The sequence below is a fragment of the Streptomyces sp. NPDC036764 genome, assembly GCF_055609385.1.
Map to the genome: position 1 here is coordinate 244,507 of NZ_JBVJPT010000008.1, position 18,478 is coordinate 262,984.

Annotated in this window: 16 protein-coding genes; 9 read left to right on the forward strand and 7 right to left on the reverse strand. The window is 71.8% G+C overall.

The window, feature by feature from the left end; translation table 11 throughout:
• The first annotated feature begins 346 nt into the window (after positions 1–346).
• Entirely contained in the window at positions 347–1,216 is an 870-nt protein-coding gene (locus tag ACZ69Q_RS27980) for an alpha/beta fold hydrolase (protein ID WP_471046745.1), read from the forward strand.
• 139 nt (positions 1,217–1,355) lie between these two features.
• Here the strand turns inward: ACZ69Q_RS27980 and ACZ69Q_RS27985 are convergent, their stop codons facing one another.
• The 3 genes from ACZ69Q_RS27985 to ACZ69Q_RS27995 all read right to left on the reverse strand — a co-directional run bounded on the left by ACZ69Q_RS27985 (position 1,356) and on the right by ACZ69Q_RS27995 (position 4,473).
• The gene (locus ACZ69Q_RS27985; protein WP_471046746.1) at positions 1,356–2,948 is read right to left on the reverse strand and encodes a transporter; all 1,593 of its coding nucleotides are present in this window, start codon (positions 2,946–2,948) and stop codon (positions 1,356–1,358) included.
• The gene (locus tag ACZ69Q_RS27990) at positions 2,945–3,718 is read right to left on the reverse strand and encodes an ABC transporter ATP-binding protein (RefSeq protein ID WP_471046747.1); all 774 of its coding nucleotides are present in this window, start codon (positions 3,716–3,718) and stop codon (positions 2,945–2,947) included. Before ACZ69Q_RS27990 ends, ACZ69Q_RS27985 begins: the two co-directional genes overlap by 4 nt.
• A 92-nt stretch (positions 3,719–3,810) precedes the next feature.
• Positions 3,811–4,473: a bifunctional DNA primase/polymerase gene (locus ACZ69Q_RS27995; protein WP_471046749.1), complete on the reverse strand. Its 663-nt coding sequence runs from the start codon at positions 4,471–4,473 to the stop codon at positions 3,811–3,813.
• 317 nt (positions 4,474–4,790) lie between these two features.
• Here ACZ69Q_RS27995 and ACZ69Q_RS28000 point away from each other — a divergent pair, with 317 nt between their 5' ends.
• The gene (locus ACZ69Q_RS28000; RefSeq protein ID WP_471046751.1) at positions 4,791–6,176 is read left to right on the forward strand and encodes a transcriptional regulator; all 1,386 of its coding nucleotides are present in this window, start codon (positions 4,791–4,793) and stop codon (positions 6,174–6,176) included.
• A 200-nt stretch (positions 6,177–6,376) separates the two neighbouring features.
• Entirely contained in the window at positions 6,377–8,299 is a 1,923-nt protein-coding gene (locus ACZ69Q_RS28005; RefSeq protein ID WP_471046752.1) for a hypothetical protein, read from the forward strand.
• Between the two features lie 21 nt (positions 8,300–8,320).
• On the opposite strand, the gene ACZ69Q_RS28010 is transcribed toward ACZ69Q_RS28005, so the two are convergent.
• Positions 8,321–9,628, reverse strand: a complete 1,308-nt coding sequence (locus ACZ69Q_RS28010; protein ID WP_471046754.1) for an ABC transporter substrate-binding protein — start codon at positions 9,626–9,628, stop codon at positions 8,321–8,323.
• Between the two features lie 117 nt (positions 9,629–9,745).
• Between ACZ69Q_RS28010 and ACZ69Q_RS28015 the strand changes: the two genes are divergently transcribed.
• Both ACZ69Q_RS28015 and purU read left to right on the forward strand, forming a co-directional pair.
• Positions 9,746–10,246, forward strand: a complete 501-nt coding sequence (locus ACZ69Q_RS28015; protein WP_471046756.1) for an SCO4402 family protein — start codon at positions 9,746–9,748, stop codon at positions 10,244–10,246.
• 82 nt (positions 10,247–10,328) lie between these two features.
• Positions 10,329–11,210, forward strand: a complete 882-nt coding sequence (gene purU / locus ACZ69Q_RS28020) for a formyltetrahydrofolate deformylase (protein ID WP_471046758.1) — start codon at positions 10,329–10,331, stop codon at positions 11,208–11,210.
• Between the two features lie 166 nt (positions 11,211–11,376).
• Here the strand turns inward: purU and ACZ69Q_RS28025 are convergent, their stop codons facing one another.
• Positions 11,377–12,636, reverse strand: coding sequence for a zf-HC2 domain-containing protein (locus ACZ69Q_RS28025; protein WP_471046940.1), 1,260 nt, complete (start codon positions 12,634–12,636; stop codon positions 11,377–11,379).
• A gap of 134 nt (positions 12,637–12,770) precedes the next feature.
• On the reverse strand, positions 12,771–13,355 hold the full coding sequence (locus tag ACZ69Q_RS28030; RefSeq protein ID WP_471046760.1) for a sigma-70 family RNA polymerase sigma factor: 585 nt from the start codon (positions 13,353–13,355) through the stop codon (positions 12,771–12,773).
• Between the two features lie 355 nt (positions 13,356–13,710).
• Between ACZ69Q_RS28030 and ACZ69Q_RS28035 the strand changes: the two genes are divergently transcribed.
• Both ACZ69Q_RS28035 and ACZ69Q_RS28040 read left to right on the forward strand, forming a co-directional pair.
• Complete coding sequence (locus ACZ69Q_RS28035; RefSeq protein ID WP_471046942.1) at positions 13,711–14,091, forward strand: STAS domain-containing protein; 381 nt, start codon at positions 13,711–13,713, stop codon at positions 14,089–14,091.
• Positions 14,092–14,251: 160 nt separating this feature from the next.
• The gene (locus ACZ69Q_RS28040) at positions 14,252–14,764 is read left to right on the forward strand and encodes an EF-hand domain-containing protein (protein ID WP_471046762.1); all 513 of its coding nucleotides are present in this window, start codon (positions 14,252–14,254) and stop codon (positions 14,762–14,764) included.
• 2 nt (positions 14,765–14,766) lie between these two features.
• Here the strand turns inward: ACZ69Q_RS28040 and ACZ69Q_RS28045 are convergent, their stop codons facing one another.
• Positions 14,767–16,275: a class I adenylate-forming enzyme family protein gene (locus tag ACZ69Q_RS28045; protein WP_471046763.1), complete on the reverse strand. Its 1,509-nt coding sequence runs from the start codon at positions 16,273–16,275 to the stop codon at positions 14,767–14,769.
• A gap of 163 nt (positions 16,276–16,438) precedes the next feature.
• Here ACZ69Q_RS28045 and ACZ69Q_RS28050 point away from each other — a divergent pair, with 163 nt between their 5' ends.
• Both ACZ69Q_RS28050 and ACZ69Q_RS28055 read left to right on the forward strand, forming a co-directional pair.
• Positions 16,439–17,572, forward strand: a complete 1,134-nt coding sequence (locus tag ACZ69Q_RS28050; RefSeq protein WP_471046764.1) for an acyl-CoA dehydrogenase family protein — start codon at positions 16,439–16,441, stop codon at positions 17,570–17,572.
• 3 nt (positions 17,573–17,575) lie between these two features.
• Complete coding sequence (locus ACZ69Q_RS28055) at positions 17,576–18,478, forward strand: acyl-CoA dehydrogenase family protein (protein WP_471046766.1); 903 nt, start codon at positions 17,576–17,578, stop codon at positions 18,476–18,478.

Consider the following 18,478-nt stretch of genomic DNA (forward strand, 5'->3'; position numbering starts at 1 on the left):
CCCGGTGAAGGTCTCCCCTCGACGGTGGCGATCAATCCTTGGAGGGCGTCACTCGAATGAGGGGTGTTGCCCATGGGGCCCGCATTTTCGAATATGGGTTCGATAGTCTGCGGGTGACGGGTCGGGCGGAACGTGCGCTTCATGAATGTGCGCATAAGATCACGTCAGAACCACAGGACATGCACATCGCGTGCGAGGGCATCCACGACGAGTGCGCCGCAGGTGGCACACGGTGCTCGCGAAGGCGACGGCGGAAACGGCAGATACGGCAGGCAGGGCAAGCAGGACGCGGATGACAGGACCGTCCGACTCGCGCGGTCCGAGCGGAGCTAGGGGGGCCAGACCGATGGCGCGGCGCATCGACGTGACCGGGACCGGCGGCGTACGTCTCGCGGCCTGGGAGTTCGGCGACCCTCCCAAGACCGACCCCGCGACCGAGCATGACGGCCGGCTCGGTGTCCTGTTACTGCACGGCCTGATGGGCCGCGCCTCGCACTGGGCCTCCACCGCCCGCTGGCTCTCCGAGCGGCACCGCGCTGTCGCCCTGGACCAGCGTGGCCACGGCCGCAGCGACAAGCCCGCGCAGGCCGCCTTCACCCGCGACGCCTACGTCGACGACGCCGAGGCCGCCCTCGAACAGCTCGGCCTCGCCCCGGCCGTCCTCATCGGCCACGCCATGGGCGCGCTGACCGCCTGGCAGCTCGCCGCCAAGCGGCCGGATCTGGTGCGCGGCGTGATCATCTGCGACATGCGGGCCTCCGCGCTCGGCGCGGCCTCGCAGCGGGAGTGGTCGGACTGGTTCAAGTCCTGGCCCGTCCCCTTCGCCACGCTCGCCGACGTACGCAAGTGGTTCGGGGAGGACGACCCGTGGGTCGAGCGCCCGAATCCCGCCCGGGGCGAGTTCTACGCCGAGGTCATGCACGAGTGCGAGGACGGCTGGCGGCCGGTCTTCGTGCCGGACCAGATGCTGCGGTCCCGGGAGACCTGGGTGTACGACGCGCACTGGGAGGAGCTCACGCAGGTGCAGTGCCCCACGCTCGTCGTGCGCGGGCTGGACGGCGAGCTCGGGCGGGCCGAGGCGCAGGAGATGGTGCGGGTGCTGCCGCGGGGTGAGTACGCGGAGGTGTCCGATGCCGGGCATCTTGTGCACTATGACCAGCCCGAGGGGTGGCGGGGGGCCATTGAGCCCTTTTTGGATGCGGTGCGGACGGGGTGACGCCGGGCGCCTGTGAGCTCGGTGCGGCCTGAGTGATGCCGGGCGCCCATGAGCTCGGTGCGTGCAGAGCGACGGCGGCCGCGGGTTGCTCGTGGCTTGTCGAGCAGTTCCCCGGCCCCAGGGTGCGTTGCAGGGTCCGCTATCCCTTGCTGACTGCCGTCAGGATCTCCGGGAGGCGGGCCGCCGTCCGCGGTGCCGCCAGGCGCAGTCCCAGCAGCGTGATCGCCGCCCCGTAGGCCGCTCCGCCCGGCAGCAGCAGCCAGGTCCAGTCGTCCCCGCCCTCGCTGACGTTCAGCCAGATCGTCACCGCGAGGACGGGGGCGCACAGCAGGGCGGCCGCGATCATGCCGCCGAAGATCGAGATCCAGGCCAGCCCCGACTGCCCAGGGGCGACGTTCTTGTAGCCCTCCTGCGGGATGGAGTACGGGAAACGGGCCGACGTCCACGCGCCGGTCGCCAGCATCGCGCCGAGCAGGGCCAGGGACAGCCCCAGCACCTCCGGCAGCTTGGGCCAGGCACCGAGGAACGCCGTCGTAAGGACGGTGACCAGGGTGGCGTAGGGCAGGGTGATCAGCAGCAGTGCCAGGGCCCGGCCGCGCAGCTCCACGTAGGCGTCCCGGGGCGACGAGATCGTCATCGCGACCATCCAGAACGCCGAGGTGTCCTGCCCGAACTGGTTGTACATCTGGATGCCGAGCATCCCGGCGGCGAAACAGGCGAAGTAGATCGAGCCGGTGCCCTGCAACGCGTTGAACAGCGGCACGATCAGGCCGATGGCCAGCGAGGTCACCCAGGCCGCCTTGGTCTTCGGGTCGCGCCACACATAGCGCAGACTGCGCTCCATGACGGTGCCGGTGCGGCCGGCCGGAAGCAGCCGGGCCAGGCCGGTCGGGGTCCGCTCCCGCACGGCGGACTCGGTGACCGCCTGGAGCGTGGAGCCGTCGGGAGAGGTCATCAGCCGGGTCAGATGACGCGACCACACGGCGATCAGGCCCAGCAACGCACTGGCGGTCAGCGCGAGTTGGAGAACTCCGACCCCGTACGACCCCTCGCTCACCGACCGCACCGCGGCGATCGCGGACGCCGGCGGCACCCAGCGCAGCACGTCCGCCGCCGGATCGAGTTGCGCCAGGCCCGAGGAACCGAGCCGCTGCGCCCCGAAGTTCACGACCTGCGCGCCGATCGCGATGACCAGCCCGCTCAGCACCGCCAGATCGCGGCCCTTGCGGCTGGTCAGCAGCCGGATGTTGGCGACGGCGACGGCCCGCGCGAACGCCACGCACACCAGCAGGGCCAAGGCGACGGCGATGACGGCGGCGACGTAGGCCGCCCCGCCGTGCGCGAGGGCGATCACCGAACCGGTGAACAGGCACAGGGTGAACAGCGGGCCGATGCCGACCAGGGAGGCCACGAGCAGGGCCCGGACCAGCGGGCGGGGGCGCAGCGGCAGCATCACCAGCCGCGTCGGGTCGAGGGTCTCGTCCCCGCCGGGGAAGAACAGCGGCATCACGGCCCAGCCGAGCGCGAGGACCGCGACCAGGATGACGACCACGGTGTCGGCGTGCGCGTTGCCGCGCAGCATGATCAGGCCCAGGAGCTGCAGCGCGGCGAAGAGGAGGACCACCACGGCCGAGGCGACGTATGCGGCCCGCCGGCCACCGGACTGCCGTAGTCCGTTCCTGAGCAGGGACAGCTTCAGCCGTACGAAGACCCCGGTCACGTCGGTGCTCATCGCGCCGCGCCGCCCAGCCAGTCGAGGTCGGAGGCGGCGGCGTCGCGGCCGTTCGCGCCGACGAGTTCGAGGAACGCGTGCTGCAACGAGGCGGCCTCGCCGCGCACTTCGGTGAGCGGGCCGTGGGCCCGGATGCGCCCGGCGGCCATGACGGCGACCCAGTCGCACAGCGACTCGACGAGCTCCATGACATGGGAGGAGAAGACGACGGTCGCGCCGGAGGCGGTGTAGCGCTCCAGGACGCCGCGGATCGTCTGCGCGGAGACGGGATCGACGCCCTCGAACGGCTCGTCCAGGAACAGCACTTCGGGATTGTGCAGGAGTGCCGCCGCGAGCCCGATCTTCTTGCGCATGCCGGTCGAATAGTCGACGACCAGTTTGTGCTGGGCGCCCGCCAGATCGAGTACGTCGAGCAACTGGGTGGCCCGCTTGTCGACCTCGGCTCCGGGCAGCCCGCGCAACCGCCCCGTGTACGCGAGCAGTTCGCGCCCGGAGAGCCGCTCGAACAGCCGCAGCCCCTCCGGCAGCACCCCGATCCGGGCCTTCACCTCGACGGGGTCCCGCCAGACGTCGTGCCCGACCACCTCGACGGATCCCTGATCGGGCCGCAGCAGCCCGGTCACCATGGAGAGAGTGGTGGTCTTCCCGGCACCGTTCGGCCCGACGAGCCCGATGAATTTCCCGGCGGGCAACTCAAGATCGATCCCCGCAACGGCAACTTGCTGCCCGAACCGCTTCCAGAGCCCACGCACACTTACGGCCGACGTCATGAACGCCAACCTAAAGGGGCGCGGGGAACTGCGCGACAAGCCACAACGAACCCGCAGTCGCCGACCGCGAACGCGCGGCAGATCAATAGGCGCTACCGATCCCGCCCACACGCATAGGCGAGCGGCGAGATCAACTCCTCGGCGTCCGGCAGCCACCGGTTCGCCGGCGTCGGCCGGCAGGCCCACTGCACGGCCCCCCGGGACCCGAACCGAGTGGGCGGTCCGGCGACGTACGCCCCCTCGCCGAGCGCCACCAGGTCCAGCGACCCGACCGACCACCCCAGCTTGCGCACCAGCTCGGGAACCTTCACCGACGCACCCGGCAGCACGAAGAAGTTCATCCGGCGATCCGGCGTCAACGTCACCGGCCCCAGCGGCAGCTCCATCCGCTCCATCCGGGCCAGCGCGAGGAACCCGGCCGTCTCCGGGACGGAGATCGCGTCGAAGGTACGCCCCGTCGGCAGCAGGATCGACGCGGTGGGCTGCTTCTGCCACATCCGTCGCGCCACCGTGGCGCTCCCGGTCGCCTGCGTCGCCCAGTCCGGGCGCGCGGGGTGGGCACCCGGCGCGGGGCAGGCGGCGTCGCCACAGGAGCAGTACTGCACGCCGTCGACGGCTTCCAGCCACGTCCCGGGAAACACGTCCCAGTGACGCTCCTCGGCATAGCGAACGGCGGTCTCCAGCAGCGTTTCGCCGCGCTGCTTGGGAATCTGTGCGGCTTCGGTGGCCGGGATCGTCTCTTCCACGCCCAACACAACTCCCCCACCCACCTCCGGTTACGGGCGTAGCGCGCGCGGGGGAGGAGCATTGATTCCTCATCTGGGGCGCATGGGTGCATGTGTGGGGGCGCGCGGGAGGATCCGTGGCCGGGGCTGGGTAGCCCACAGTGGGGTCGGCTTCCGCCTTTACCCCGGCAATCCTCACAAGCCTCGCATTTTCGGTATACCGACGGGGCATTGATCTTCACGGCCGGAATTTTGCGGTGCACAGCCAGTGCCCCGGCTCGGATTCGGTGGTGGAAGACACATCAACTCGGTGCGTGGGCAGGCACCGCAGCCACAGGGGGTACGCCATGGCCGCAAGGCCTCTCGTCGCGCGCCAGCCGAACGAACGGCTTCAGGCGCTGATTCAGGAAGCGGGTTGCTCGAACGCCGGGCTGGCCCGCCGGGTCAACATGTGCGGTGCCGAGCACGGACTCGATCTGCGCTACGACAAGACGTCCGTGGCCCGCTGGCTGCGCGGACAGCAGCCGCGGGGACGGGCGCCCGCGATCATCGCGGAGGCGCTCGGCCGCAAACTGGGCCGTACGGTCACGATCGACGAGATCGGGATGGCCAACGGCAAGAACCTCGCGTCCGGCGTCGGCCTCCAGTTCTCGCCGACGGTACTGGGAGCCATCGAGCAGGTCTGCGAGCTGTGGCGAAGCGACGTCGGGCGGCGGGACTTCCTGTCCGGCTCGTCCGTCGCCGCGTCCGCGCTGGTCGAGCCCAGCCGTGACTGGCTGATCTCGTCGCCGGACTCGCAGGTGGCCCGCTCGGCGGGGCCGCGGGTGGGGCCGTCCGACGTGGCGGCCGTGCGGGCGATGACGCAGGCGCTCGTAGACCTTGATCACCAGTACGGCAGCGGGCATGTGCGCCCGGTCGTCGTGCACTACCTCAACAGCGTCGTCTCCGGGCTGCTGGCCGGCTCCTACCGGGAGGCGATCGGGCGGGAACTCTTCGCCGCCGTCGCGCGGTTGACGGAGCTCGCCGGGTACATGGCCGTCGACACCGGTCAGCCGGGGCTCGCCCAGCGCTACTACATCCAGGCGCTGCGCCTGGCACAGGCGGCGGGCGACCGCGGATACGGCGGCTATGTGCTGGCCGCCTCCATGAGCCACCTCGCCGCGCAGCTCGGAAACCCGCGGGAGATCGCACAGTTGGCGCGGGCGGCGCAGGAAGGGGCGCGGGGGCGCGTGACCCCCCGTGCGGAGGCCATGTTCCATGCGGCCGAGGCACGCGGACATGCGCTGATGGGCGATGCGCGGGCCGCCCAGTTGGCGTCCGGGCGTGCGGTGGGCGCGCTGGAGTCGGCGGACGCGGAGTCCGGTGACGACCCGGCGTGGATCAAGCACTTCGACGAGGCCTACCTCGCGGACGAGTTGGCGCACTGCCATCGCGATCTCGGTCAGGCCGAGGCGGCGGCGCGGCGCGCGGAGGAGTCGCTGGCCGGGCTTCCGGAGACGAAGGCGCGGCGCCGGGCCATCGGATATGTGTTGCTCGCCACAGCTCAGGTGCAGCAGCGCGAGGTCGAACAGGCCTGCCACACCGGGCTGAAGGCCGTCGAGCTCCTGGAGACCCTGCGGTCCAACCGGGGCGCCGAGTATCTGGAGGACTTCCAGCAGCGTCTTGAGCCGTTCCGGGACGAGCCGGTGGTCAGGGAGTTCGGCGCGCGCCTGGATCTTCAGACGGCTGCGTGAAATCCCGGGGTACCTGCGTGTGAACGGCAGGGAAATGAAGGTGTCGGTGGAGTGAGGGGGCGTATATAGCGGTTGGGGGACCGAGGTGTTAGCGCGGTCACAGGGATCCCGGTCACGTCCTGGGCTGCGTAGCACCCGGATCGGCGGAGCCGGTAGCGTGAGCCGACGATTCACAAGGTCCCCCATTAGTAGGAGCCCCGGTGACGCAGAGTGGACGGAGCGAGGAGCCCTCGGCGCGGCCCGCGCGCGAAGGCATCGTGCTGCCCTCCGACGGTGGTGAGCCGCTGCTGCCGGGTATGACGGGCGACCAGGGCGGCCGGCCGACAGCGGTACCGGCCACGCCGCCGGCCGCGCCCCCGCCCTCGGCACCGCCGGGCGGCCAGGCCTGGGGCACCCCTTGGGGACCCGAGCAGAACGCGCCCGCGCAGGCCGCCGCACCGGGCGAGGCCTGGGGCACGCAGCCCGGGCAGTCGTGGGGCGGGCAGGAGCAGCAGCCGAGCCGGTCACCCCAGCAGCAGGATCAGGCGTACCAGGCGCCTCAGCAGGGCCACCAGGCTTACCAGGCTCCTCAGCAGGGCCACCAGGCGTATCAGGCGCCCCAGCAGGACCAGCAGGCTCACCAGGCTTACCAAGCGCCTCAGTCGGGGCAGCAGGCGTATCAGGCGCCCCAGCAGGGGCAGCAGGCGTACCAGGTGCCCCAGCAGGACCAGCCGTACCAGTCGTCGTCGCCGGCCCCGTGGGGCGCGGCGCCGGAGGCCGGCGGGGGCATACCGTCCCAGCCGATGCCGCAGGAGGGCGCGCTGTACGGCGGCGGGGCGCAGGGGCCGGCGGCCGGTGCGCCGTCGTACGGCCAGGGCGCTCCGGCCCCGGGCGCGCCGATGCCCGTGCCGCAGCCGACTTACGGGCAGAGCGGGGCGCCGTCCGCGCCGCTGCCGCCCGAGGGGCAGCACGGGCAGGTCGGTGCGCTGCCGCCGGCCGGGTCCACCGGCGGCTTCGGAGCCCCGCTGCCGCCCGCCGACGAAGGCGCCACCCAGTACATGCCGCCGGTCGCCGGTGCCCCCATGGGTGCCGACCACCAGGCCACCCGCTTCATCCCGCCCGTCCCCGCGGACGAGGGGGCGACGCAGTTCATACCGCCCGTGGGGCCGGGGGCGCTGCCGCCCGAGGTGGCCGGCGAGAGCACCCAGGTGCTCGGGCGGGCCCGGCAGTCCGGCGGCGCCGGACCGATGCCGCCCGTCTCCGGGAGCGACTCCGACGCCACGCAGTACATCCCGCCGGTGACCGGCGGGCCGGGCGGCGGGGAGCGGCAGCCGCTGTCCGACTTCGACAACCTCTTCCGCAGCGAGGGTCCCGGGCAGGCCCCGGCCGGGGCCACCCAGCAGATGCCGCGCATCCAGCAGCCCCAGCCGCAGTACAGCCCGCACGAGCCGGCGTTCTTCCCGCCCGGCCAGCACGGTGCGGATGACGACGACGGTGGCCGGGGCGGCCGTACCCGATCGCGGCTGCCGATCATCGCGGTCGTCGGCGTCGGTATCGCCGCCCTCGGCATCGGCGCGGGCGCGCTGCTCGCCGGCGGGGGCGGGGACGACGGCAAGGGCGACGACAACCAACCCGTCTCCGCCACGGCCCCGGCGACCGAGGGCTCCTCCTCGCCGTCCGCCGACCCGGCCGAGCAGCAGGCGGTCGCCCTGGACAAGCTGCTCGCCGACAGCGGCGACAGCCGTACCGCCGTGATCAACGCCGTGGACGACGTGAAGTCCTGCGACAACCTCGGCAATGCCGCGCAGGACCTGCGGGACGCGGCCAGGCAGCGCAGCCAGCTCGTGACCGACCTGTCCAAGCTCTCGGTCGACCAGCTCCCGAACCACGCCGCGCTGACAGCCGCGCTGACCAAGGCGTGGCAGGCGTCGGCGTCCGCCGACAACCACTACGCGGCGTGGGCGGACCAGGTGTCCGGCAACAAGAAGCTGTGCAGGAAGGGCCAGGCCCGCTCCACCGGCCAGACACAGGCGGGCAACCGCGCGAGCGGCACCGCCAGCGAGCAGAAGAAGACGGCCGCCGGGCTGTGGAACTCGATCGCCGGGAAGTACGGCCTGACCGAGCGCCAGCCGACCCAGCTCTAGTACGGGGCTCCCTACCGGCGGTCAGTTCAGGTCGGCGTTCTGGAGCGTCTTCGTCACGTCGATGAAGCCCTTGCGCGCCGCCACCAGCCGGCCGTCCCGGACGACCTGGAGGGTCACCGCGCGGTTGACCAGCCGGGGGAAGCCGACGGAGGCCAGGACGTCCTGGAACTTCCACTGGAGGGTCGGCGTCAGGCCGCCCGTGGGGACCTTCAGGCCCTCGTTCAGGGCGCCCCGTACGGAGTCGGCGTTCACGGCGTCGTCGCCGAGCGACTCGACGACCTTCTTGAACACGGTGTACGCGATCCACGTCGTCTGCACGCCGGCGTCCGCGGGGTCGATCCGGTTGTCGCCGAATGCCTGCTCGCTGATGACCTTCTTCATCGGGTCCCAGCGCGGGTCGCTCGCGACGGGGTACCAGCCGGTGATGTAGGACCCGTCGTACGTCGACGCCCCGCCGGTCGCGTTGATCACGGTCTGGTCGACGCTGCCGAGGACGGTGGCGGTGCGCACCTGCGGGTAGTCCTCGCGGGCCCGCCGGAAGGAGTCCATGAAGGTGCTGGTGCGGTCGCCGAGGGCGGGCACCACGCAGCCCTTCTCGGACGAGTCGGTGGTGGAGTAGTCCAGCGCCCGCACCGACTGGCCCTCGTACGCGGTGGCGTCCTCGTCGGCGAGCTGGTCGGCGGGGGCCGGGTGCCCGGCCGACCTGAGGCCGGAGTTGAGCAGCGGCGGCAGCTCGTCGCCCGCGATGGTGTCGGGCCGGACCAGGGCGACGGGGCCGCAGCCGCGGGCCAGCTCCCTGCCGAGGCCGGCCAGGAGGGTGGGCTGGCCGCCGTTGACGGGGTAGGAGAGCGGGCTGGTGAACTCGGCGTTGGTGACGCCGTAGCCGCCTATGTACGGGATGCCGGCGCCCTCCAGGGAGGGCAGGAAGGTGTCGCCGTACTGGCTGTAGGAGCCGACGACCGCGACGACGTTCTCCTCGACGGCGCGGTCGGCGCACCTGGCCGCGGCCACGCTGTCGTTGTGGTCGTTGCAGGTGATGACCTTCAGCTTGCGGCCGCCGAGCCCGCCGTGGGCGTTGATCCAGCGGGCGTACGCCTGCGCGAAGGCCGGCATGCCGGGCTTGTTGGTCGCCTTGGTGCCCTCGGGGGCCCAGGTCATCACGGTGATCGTGTCATCCCCGGAACCCCCCGTGGTACCGGGGATGACACCGCATCCGACGGCGAGTGACGCACACGCCACCAGTGCTGCCGCCGAGCGAGCGGCTGCTCTGACGGGCCGGTTGGTGATCATGGGGAGGAAGGTGCTGCGCATGCGTGGCCTGCCGGTCATGTTCACGCACGATTCCGCCACACAACAAACCTGCGCGTGACCCTCGGTTATCCATAGGTGACCAGAAGGTGAATTGCGGGGGCGAGTGATGCGCGAATGAACAGGAACGTACGATCGGTGACCGTGCAAGGTTCGGATAGCTCTTCCCGTCGCGGCCGTCGCTCATCCACCATGGGCGGCATGCCACTCAACGACATGCCGTGGTGGCGCTGGCGCAGCAATGTGCGCTCCGCGCTGCACATGCTCTCCGACCCGGTGTTCCAGCGGGACGTCTGGCTCGCCGGGATCGACGGGTACGGCGACGTGACCGACGCCGTGTACCGCCTGGTCGAGGACACCTGGCTGGACAACTGGTCCGCCGAGAAGTACGTGGGCACGATATTCCGGGACTCGCAGGAGGCGGCGCTCGTCGACACCGCCGTGCTGCGGGTGCTGCGGATCATGCACCAGGTCGGCCCGGACGCGCCGGTCTCCGCCTATATGGAGAACCAGCAGTGGCCGGAGGCGGTGCGGGCGGCGCGGGACGCGCACGTCCGGATGGCCATGGCCGACGGCGAGGACCCGGACGCGCCGCCGCGCACGCTCGAGGTGCTGCGGATCATGACGCGTTCCGCGTGACGGTCCCGCCCCTGCCGGGCGGACGGTCCGGGTAGCGGGACGGCTGCCCGCCGGGGGCGTGGGATATGGGACCCTGTGCTGCATGAACGAGCAGTCCACCCGAGCCGCGGTCCCCGCCGACCAGTACGTCCTGACGCTGTCCAGCCCGGACAAGCAGGGCATCGTGCACGCCGTGTCGAGCTACCTCTTCATGACCGGCTGCAACATCGAGGACAGCCAGCAGTTCGGCGACCACGACACGGGACTGTTCTTCATGCGCGTCCACTTCTCGGCGGAGGCGCCGGTGACGGTGGACAAGCTGCGGGCGAGCTTCGCGGCGATCGGTGACTCCTTCCAGATGGACTGGCAGATCCATCTGGCCGAGGAGAAGATGCGGGTCCTGCTGATGGTCAGCAAGTTCGGGCACTGCCTGAACGACCTGTTGTTCCGCGCCAGTATCGGGGCGCTGCCGGTGGAGATCGCCGCCGTGGTGTCCAACCACACCGACTTCGCCGAGCTCGTGGGGTCGTACGACATCCCCTTCCACCACATCCCGGTGACCAAGGACAACAAGGCCGAGGCCGAGGCGCAGGTCCTGGAGATCGTGCGCGGGGAGGGTGTGGAGCTGGTCGTGCTGGCCCGCTACATGCAGGTCCTCTCGGACGACCTGTGCAAGCAGCTCAGCGGGCGGATCATCAACATCCACCACTCGTTCCTGCCGAGCTTCAAGGGTGCGAAGCCGTATCACCAGGCTCACGCCAGGGGCGTCAAGCTCATCGGCGCGACGGCTCACTACGTCACCGCCGACCTCGACGAGGGGCCGATCATCGAGCAGGAGGTCGAGCGGGTCGGGCATGGCGTAACGCCGGACCAGCTCGTCGCGGTGGGGCGGGACGTGGAGTGCCAGGCGCTGGCGCGGGCCGTGAAGTGGCATGCCGAGCGCCGGATTCTGCTGAACGGGCGGCGGACGGTCGTGTTCGCCTAGTAGCTCGGGGCCGGCTGTTGCGTCGGCGGCTGCGGGTAGGTGGGGGCTGGTCGCGCAGTTCCCCGCGCCCCTTGAGGTACGTGCACTGGACGCGCCTTTAGGGGCGCGGGGAACTGCGCGAGCAACCACGAACCACCCGCAGCCGCCGACGAAACAGCCGGACCCCTTACATCCGGCTCAAGCTCGCCGCTGCGAACAGGACGTCCCTGATCGCCGTACGGTCACCGACCTGCCCCGCCGCAGCCTCTTCCGGCGGCACATGACCCGCCGCCAGCCGGCAGAACTCCGCGCCGTCCAGCGCCACATGGGCCACCTCGTGCTCCGCGGAGCCCACCGCCGCCGGGGAGTCCAGAGGGATCAGCCACTCGCCGCCGCCCGAACCCTCGATCTCCAGCCGCAGGCTCCGGCCGGGCCGGCCGGCGGGCACCAGGTGGCGGTGCGGACCGGGAGGCGGGGCCGCGAGGCCGGCCTGGCGGCGGGCCGACAGCACGGTGGGAAGCATGCGGGCCGCCAGGTCGACCATGTGGTGCAGATCGCTGCCCGACGGCGGCTCGTACGGGTAGTCCACCGCGTCGGCGATGTCCTCGGCGTGTACCCAGCACTCGAATGCGCGGTCCAGCATCGCGTCGTGCAGCGGCAGCTCGAAGTCGCCGTAGGGCACGGACAGTTTGCCGGTGCCGCCGCCCGTGAAGGACACGGTGCGGACCAGGTCGTGGGTCTGCTCCCGCCAGGGTGCGCGTACCGCGCGCGTCGGCGGGTAGTGCGAGGCCCGCCAGTACGCCTCGGTGCGCGCGGACGGCGTCGCCCGGTCCGCGGCCACGTCGCCCATCGGGTCCGCGAGGCCGAGGGCTACCGCCACCAGCCCGTCGACCGTCAGCAGATGCGCGATGACCCCGGCGACGGTCGTACGACGGCTCGTCGGCTCGTCCCCGCGGAACCACCGCAGCCGCACGGGTGCGTGCCACTCGGCGTCCCCGAAGTCCTGGAGCAGGGCGTCGAGGCGGGCCGTCTCGGCGTCGTACGGCGCCGCCCACGCGGGCACCGGGATGCGCGGCGGGCGCCGCTCCAGGCAGCCCTGGAGGACGCGGGTGCGCAGGGACGGGTCGAGGTCGAGGCTCTCGGCGGGGTGCAGCAGGCCGACGGCCTCGCGCAGCCGCAGCGCCTCGTCCGCGCAGGAGCCGCAGTCGCCGAGGTGCTCCTCCACGGCCGCCGTCTCCTCCGGCGAGCAGGCGGCCAGCGCCCACGCGCCGAGCAGTGACTTCAGCACGCGGTGGTCCAGGACGGGCGGGGCGGGCAGCGGCACCGCGTCGGGCAGCGGGCGTCCGGTGTCCTCGACGGAGGCGCGGGGCAGGGGTATGCGGGGCGGCCGGTCCGGGTCCGGCTTCGTCGCGGGGTGCTGGTCGTCGCCGTTGCCGCTGCTGTTCATGCCGTCGGCCGCGCGGGTTCCGTCCGCGGGGCCGTTGACCTCCTGGTCCTTGTGATGTGCCTCGCCCTGCGACGAGTCCTCGTACCGCTTCTTGTCGTCGTCGTTGTCGTACGCCTCGAAGCGTCCGGCCTCGTTCACGCCGCACCCCCGTATCCCGGGGGAGCCCCCGGGGCGGTTCCGGCGTCATGGGCGGTGGACAGGAGCTGCAGGCCCAGGCGCAGCCTGCGGCGGGCCTCGTCCTCGGTGACGCCGAGGTCGGTGGCGGTCTGGCGGTAGTCGCGGCGCTGGAAGTAGGCCAGCTCAAGGGCGGCGCGCAGCGGTACGGGCATGGACTGGACGATGTAGTCGGCGCGGGCGGCGACCGAGGCGTGCCGCACCTTGCGCTCCAGTTCCTCGGTGGAGCCCTGGCCGGCCTCGGCGAGGGCGGCGGTCTCGGTGGCGCGCAGCCGCTGCACGGCGAGGCGGTGGGTCAGCGTGGCGACCCAGGAGCGCAGTGGGCCCTGTTTGGGGTCGTAGCTGTCGGGGTGCTCCCAGACATGGGAGAAGACGTCGCGGGTGATGTGGTCGGCGGCGCGCTCGTCGCCCAGCACGGTGTGGGCGAGACCGTGCACGAGCGAGGCGAACCGGTCGTAGAGCTCGCCGAGGGCGGCCGCCTCGCCGCGCGCCAGCCGCTGCTGCATCTTGCGGTCCCAGCGGGGCGGTGCGTCCTTCTTCGCCATAAGGCCCCCTCACCGGTCCGTCCGGGTCCAGCGTGCGTCTGCCGTCTCCCCGAATGTAGTCGGCACGGTCGGACGCGCACGCCCCTTTGTCGCAAAGTGCGCCCCTTGTAGAGCCATGGCTGGTGACGCACCTCGCACTCGTGGTAGGGGCCTCTCGCACTCGGGCGGGGAGGCCGGCATCGCTCCGCTACCCGGTCATCACGTGATCAGACACGATCGAACAGGATCGAATGCGATGGAAACAAGCCTCTTCTGATCGGTGACCGTTTTTTGGAGGGTGTTTCAGGGAACAGCCGCTGGGCAGCCGCGCTGCAAGGAAGCGTAGGTGTCGCTTCCGTTTCAGCGAGCGAGGGGCATGGTGGTGACCTTCAAAGTGACCGGCGGCGAGCGGGGCGACTGGGCCGTGCTCCAGGTGTCGGGCGAGCTGGATCTGGTGACCTCGCCGGGATTGCGTCAGCACATCCATGACGTGGTCGCCGAGGGACGCCACAGCCTCGTCCTCGACCTCTCCGAGGTCCTGTTCTGCGACTCCAGCGGGGTCGGCGTGCTCATAGCCGCCCGTCGGCTGATCCGCTCCTGCCAGGGCAGCCTGCGGCTGATACTCCCGGCGCAGGGCGCGGCGGAGGGTTCGCACGTGAACCGGGTGCTCGGCGCGCTCGGGGTGCGCCGGCTCTTCGACGTGCACGCCGACCTGGCGTCGGCGGTCAAGGACGAGGCCGGCCCGCTGTCCGCCTGAGCACCCCCCGGCGTACGCCCTTCCGTACGGCTGTGCCACATCGTTGTCCCAAAATTCCCCCGGTCTTGGCACAACGGCCCCTTTCCCCCGCCCGGACGGCCGTCGGCGTCGTACGCTCCGTGACAGATGCACCCGACGACGTGAGGCGGCCCGATAAGACATGGTCAGCAGCGAGTACGAGCGCAGGATCGCGGACCGGTTCGCCGGCTTCGACCAGGACGGCAACGGCTACATCGACCGGGCGGACTTCTCCGCGGCGGCCAAGGCGCTGCTCGCGGAGTTCGGCACCACCGCCCGCTCCGACAAGGGCCAGGCCCTGTACATCGGCGCCGAGGCGTTCTGGCAGGGCATGGCCGGGATAGCGGACCGCGACGGCGATCAGCGGATCACCCGCGAGGAGTTCGTGAGCGGCGCGGTCAAGCGCCTGCGCGACAACCCGGACCGGTTCGCCGAGATCGCCCGCCCCTTCCTGCACGCCGTCCTGGCCGTGGCCGACACCGACGGCGACGGAGCCGCCACCGTCACCGACACCGCGCGCGTGCTGGTCTGCCTCGGGGTACCGCAGGACGTGGCCCGGGCCGCCGCCGGCACGCTCGACACGAACGGCGACGGCAGGGTCGCGGAGGGAGAGGTCGTCACGGCCTTCGCCCGTTACTTCACCGTTCCCGAGTAGCGCTATGCCGTTGTCGAGTACCGCTCCCTGAGCTTGTACTTGAGGACCTTGCGCAGGGTCTCGTTGCGCGGAAGGGCGTCCACCACCTCCAGTTGCTCCGGCAGCTTGTACGTCGACAGCCCTTCCCCGCGCAGATACGACACCAGGGCCTGCAGGGTCAGCTCCGGGGCGCCGGCCGGCTGTTCCACGACCGCGCAGACCCGCTCCCCGCGCTCCGGATCCGGCAGCCCGATCACCGCGACGTCCCCGACGGCCGGATGCCGGTGCAGCAGATCCTCGATCTCCTTCGCCGAGATGTTCTCGCCCTTGCGGATGATCACGTCCTTCAGGCGGCCCGTCAGCACCAGATGCCCGCTGCCGGTCAGGTGGCCGAGGTCACCCGTGCGCAGAAAACCGTCCTCGTCGAAGGCCGCCGCCGTCTGCGCCGGATCCAGATACCCCTGGCACACCGCCTCCCCGCGCAGCCGCACCTCCCCGTCCACGATGCGAATCTCCATGCCCCGCGGCGGCCGCCCCTCCGTCGTCGCCAGGTTCTCCGCCGTGTCGTCCGGCGCCCCCATCGTGATCATCGGCACCTCGGTCATGCCGTACCCGTGCGTCAACTGCACGCCCATCTCGCGGACCACGGCGTGATAGACCTCCGGCGGCTTCGGAGCCCCGCCGCCCGCCAGCAGCCGCAGCGAGGGGACGGCCTTCGCGCCGTCGGGCTGCCTGCGCTGCTCGGCGAGGAACATCGAGTAGAACGCCGTCGAACCGCCCGCGATGGTGACGCCGTGCCTGCGGTACCCCGCCAGCGCGTCGGGCATCGCGAACTGCTCGAACAGCACCGCCGGGAAGCCGTACAGCAGGACCATCACCATGTAGTCGGGGCCGCCTATGTGGGCGTAGGGGAAGGCGATCGAGCCGACGTCGGCGGACGTGGGGCGCAGGGCGTGGCCGAGGCAGGAGCCGCCCGCGATCAGTGAGCGGTCGGTGTGCAGGACGCCCTTGGGGTCGGAGGTCGTCCCCGAGGTCCAGTAGATCCAGCGCACCGAGGTGCCCTCGGCGGGCGGCGGGGGCAGGACGGCGGGATCGCCGTCGGGCAGGGTGTCGTACGCCTCGAAGATCCCCTTCGCGCCGAGGCGCCGGGCCATCTCGGTGTGGTCGAAGCCCCGCCACACACCCGGCACCGCGAAGAACTCCGCCTTCGACTCCCGCAGCGCGAAGCCGACTTCGCGGTCCCGGTGGAAGGGGATGACCGGCGACTGCACGGCGCCGAGGCGGGCCAGCGCGAAGGACAGCAGGGCGGTCTCGATACGGGTGGGCAACTGCCAGGCGACGACCGTGCCGGGGCGTACGCCCATGTCGTACAGGCCGGCCGCGACGCGCTCGGCACGCGCGTGCAGCGCGCCGAAGGTCAGCGTGCGGTCGTCCTGGAGGAGGACCGGGCGGTCGGGGGTGAGGCCGGCGCGGCGGGCGAGCAGGTCCCAGAGGGTGCGGGAGGAACTCAGGGCGTGCGCGGTGTCGTTCATGACGGCCCCCTGCCACCAAGCGGTCGTGGTCTCGACGTCGTAACTGACGGTCAGTCAGATCGTGGGCAGAGCGTAGGGCGGGATGCCTTGTCGGTCCAGGGGTGCGGGACTTAGCCTTCCCATAGAGCGATATCTGACGGCTCATCAGATATGGAGGGGCCGCATGGACCTCGCGTACACGCCGGCCGAGGAGGAGTTCCGGGCGCGGTTGCGGGAGTGGCTGGCCAAGGCGCTGCCCACGCTGCCGCCGAAGCCGTCCCCCGACGACTGGCCGGGGCGCCGCGCCTACGACCTCGGCTGGCAGCGCATGCTCCACGACGCCGGGTACGGCGACGTCCACTGGGACGCCTCCCCGACCGTAAGGCTGATCTTCCTGGAGGAGACCGAGAAGGCGGGCGCCCCCTATGTGGGCGCGGGCTTCGTCGGGCTGCTGCACGCCGGGCCGACCATCGCCGCCGAGGGCACCGAGGAGCAGCGGGCGCGCTGGCTGCCGCCGATCCTGCGCGGGCAGGAGGTCTGGTGCCAGGGCTTCAGCGAGCCGGACGCCGGGTCCGACCTCGCGGCGCTGCGCACGCGCGCGCGCAGGGACGGCGACGACTATGTGGTGAGCGGGTCCAAGATCTGGACCTCGCACGCCGAAGTCGCCGACTGGTGCGAGCTGTTGGTCCGCACCGACCCCGACGCCCCCAAACATCGCGGCGTAAGCTGGCTGGCCATGCCCATGGACGCGCCGGGCATCACCGTACGACCGCTCAAGACCCTCGCCGGGACCACGGAGTTCGCCGAGGTGTTCCTCGACGAGGTGCGGGTGCCGGCCGCCAACCGGGTCGGCGCGGAGAACGACGGCTGGCGCGTGACGATGGTGACCCTGTCCTTCGAACGCGGCACGGCCTTCGTGGGCGAGGTGGTCGCCTGCCGCCGGGTGCTGCGCGAACTCGCCGCCGAGGCCCGCGGGAACGGCCGCTGGGACGACCCCGTGCTGCGTCGACGGCTCGGGCGGCTGAACGCCGAGTTCCGGGCGCTGTGGCGGCTGACGCAGTGGAACGTGAGCGAGGCGGAGGCCGCCGGCGGTGTACCCGGCGTCGGGGGTTCGGTTTTCAAACTGAGGTATTCGCACGCCCGCCAGGAGCTCTTCGACGCTGCCGCCGACGTGCTGGGGCCGGCCTCGCTGGACCTCGACCGCCCGTGGATGCCCGACAGGCTGTCCTCGCTGTCGTACACCATCGCGGCGGGCACCTCGCAGATCCAGCGGAACATCGTGGGCGAGCGGATTCTCGGGCTGCCGAAGGAGCGGTGACGGATGCGTTTCCAACTGACCGAGGACCAGCGGGCGTTGCGGACCGGCGTACGGGAACTGCTGGCACGGCGGTTCGGCCCGCAGGAGCTGAGGGCCGCCGTCGAGGAACCCGGTCGACCGGAGCGGGGGCTGTGGCGGGAGCTCGGCGCGGCCGGGTTCTTCGCGCTGAGGCTGCCCGAGGCGGCGGGCGGTGTCGGACTCGGGCTGGCAGAGGCGGTGTTGGCCTTCGAGGAGGCCGGGCGGGCGCTGCTGCCGGGGCCGCTCGTGGCCACCCACCTCGCGGCGGGGGAGGTGCCGGGCGCGGCGACCGGGGAGACGGTCGTGACGGACGTCGGCGGGTGCGGGCTGGTGGAGTGGCTGGCGGCGGCGGACGTCGTACGGGGCGACGCGGCGGGGGCCGTGCCGTTGCGGTCGGTCGATCCGCTGACCCCGCTGCACCGGGTTCCCGGCACTGCTGTGCACCGGGTTCCCGCGGCGCCCGGCGCCGACCCCGTCGCCGTACTCCTCACCGCCGCCGAACAACTGGGCAGCGCCACACGCGCGTGCGAACTCGCCGTGCAACACGCCCGGACGCGTGAGCAGTTCGGGCGGCCGATCGGAGCCTTCCAGGCGGTGAAGCACCTCTGCGCGGAGATGCTGGTGCGCACCGAGATCGCCCGCGCCGCCGTCTACGCGGCCGCCGTCACCGCCGACCCCGCCGACATCGACACCGCGCGGCTGCTCGCCGACGACGCCGCCGTGCGCGGCGCCCGCGACTGCCTCCAGGTGCACGGCGGCATGGGATTCACCTGGGAGTTCGAGGTCCACCTGCATCTCAAGCGCGCATGGGTGCGAACGCACCGTACGAGCGATGCTACGGAGAGTGAGGAGCGATTGGCCGCCGAACTTCTCGCCGAGACGGCTTGA